This is a genomic window from Moorena sp. SIO3I6, from assembly GCF_010672095.1.
Genome location: NZ_JAAHHU010001061.1, coordinates 1 through 1731 on the forward strand (window position 1 = coordinate 1; position 1731 = coordinate 1731).

Sequence of the window (1731 nt, forward strand, 5' to 3'; positions counted from 1 at the left end):
ATTAAAGTCCTTAAACAACATCACTTGTTGTTTTATTGGTGGTGTAAGACTGTTTGCTGAAAATCTCGGTACTGTAACCACCCTTTTGTTAACAGCACCAGGAGGAGTAAGTATTTCGGGTGCTTTAGGTTCGATAAATTGTTTGTAATATTCCTCATTCCCCTTAATGATAATGCCACCTGACAGACCACCCCGAACCTGATTATCGCTCATTGAGTGGGCGTGGGAATGATACCAAAATAGTCCAGACTGATGGACATCTGGAATCAGGAATTTCATTTCGTAATCAGCTATCGAACCACCATATTTAGGATGGGCTGGATCGTCACCCGGATAATAACCACCATCAGGTGTTGTATCACCAACTGGGGGGACTGGTATCACTTGATACGGCTTGCTTCCTATAGGAACTGGTGTCACATTAGAGGGAACATCCACCAAAACATCATCAGCACCCAGTAAAGGTGACACGTTGAAGCCATGATAATGAAGGTTGGTGTATTGAGATACACTCTCTAAATTTTCTTTTGTTTGTGGTAATTTCCCTGCCAATTGAACATTTACGGGTAAGTCATTGATCAGCTTTACGTTTAAGGAGTTATCCACTACCTCTCCCTCTGTGATCTCTTTACTAGGAGATACCTCTATCACAGGCGGCGTATAGGTTGGTTGCAAAACTTTATCTTGATAATCATAGCTTCCTGCTTCACCTACCCTAATCTTAGCTTCAGCCCCGTAGAGGTAGCCTTGGTAAGTTTTTTGTTTTTGATCTCCCTCCAACGTGAAACCTGCTTGAGTTGCACGTAAAGTAACTGGACCAAGATCCGCATCGGCAAATTCCGGATTGTGAAAAGTTGGCTGACCATCTCCGATTGGGTCTGAACGCTTAAGTGTACATACATTGATAAAAGGTAGTACAGGATCTCCTTCAGCGACAGCTTCCCCTGTAAAGGTACTGACAGAAATAAACGTGCTCACTAAGAACACAATCAGTACCCTGCGTAGGAACAGGTATAAATGGTTCATAGAAAATTCATTAGCGAAAGAATAATTCACAAAAGTGTGTATGACAGCCTGTCAGTCTTGAAATCAAGTTTTTTTAACAAAACGTTACATTTAGGTGTCGTCGGGAATCGGGAGTCGGGAGTCGGCAGTCGGGAGTCGGCAGTCGGCAGTCGGCAGTCGGGAGTCGGGAGTTGGGAGTCGGGAGTCGGCAGTAGGGAGTTGGGAGTTAGGAGTCGGGAGTCGGAAGTCAGGATATATAGCAAAATCGCGGTAATAAAACAAAAAAATGAACTCTGTGAGCTATTATCTTCTCTTATCTTCTTTTATCTCTTCTTATCTTCCCACAATTCCCACAATCCCCGCCCCCCACACTTCTTTCAAGGGTATGTTTTTTACAAAGACGTCAGGTGTGGGGTGTGGGGCGTGGGGTGTGGGGTGTGGGGGTACAGACAAGCTGCATCGCTTGTTCGTTGTTTTTCTTTTCCTCTCCCTCTGGGTCGTCCCATGTTTTACCCAAATGTAAAAAACCTACCCCTGTGAGCCCCCACACTTTCCTTGACGTTGATTCCCTGTCTTGATGCAGCGCATCCCGATTCCCGATTCCCGATTCCCGATTCCCGATTCCCGATTCCCGATTCCCGATTCCCGATTCCCGATTCCCGATTCCCGATTCCCGATTCCCGATTCCCGATTCCCGATTCCCTTTGATCAATTTAGGTATCCCAA

General features: G+C 45.4%; 1 protein-coding gene and 1 pseudogene. Both read right to left on the reverse strand.

Annotated features, from left to right (window positions below; translation table 11 throughout):
• Window positions 1–1056 (reverse strand): annotated as a pseudogene (locus tag F6K49_RS46095) (hypothetical protein); the annotation flags it as partial.
• Between the two features lie 60 nt (window positions 1057–1116).
• Window positions 1117–1287 (reverse strand): hypothetical protein, encoded by a 171-nt coding sequence (locus F6K49_RS46100; protein WP_293109085.1) that lies wholly within the window; start codon window positions 1285–1287, stop codon window positions 1117–1119.
• Window positions 1288–1731 lie beyond the last annotated feature (444 nt).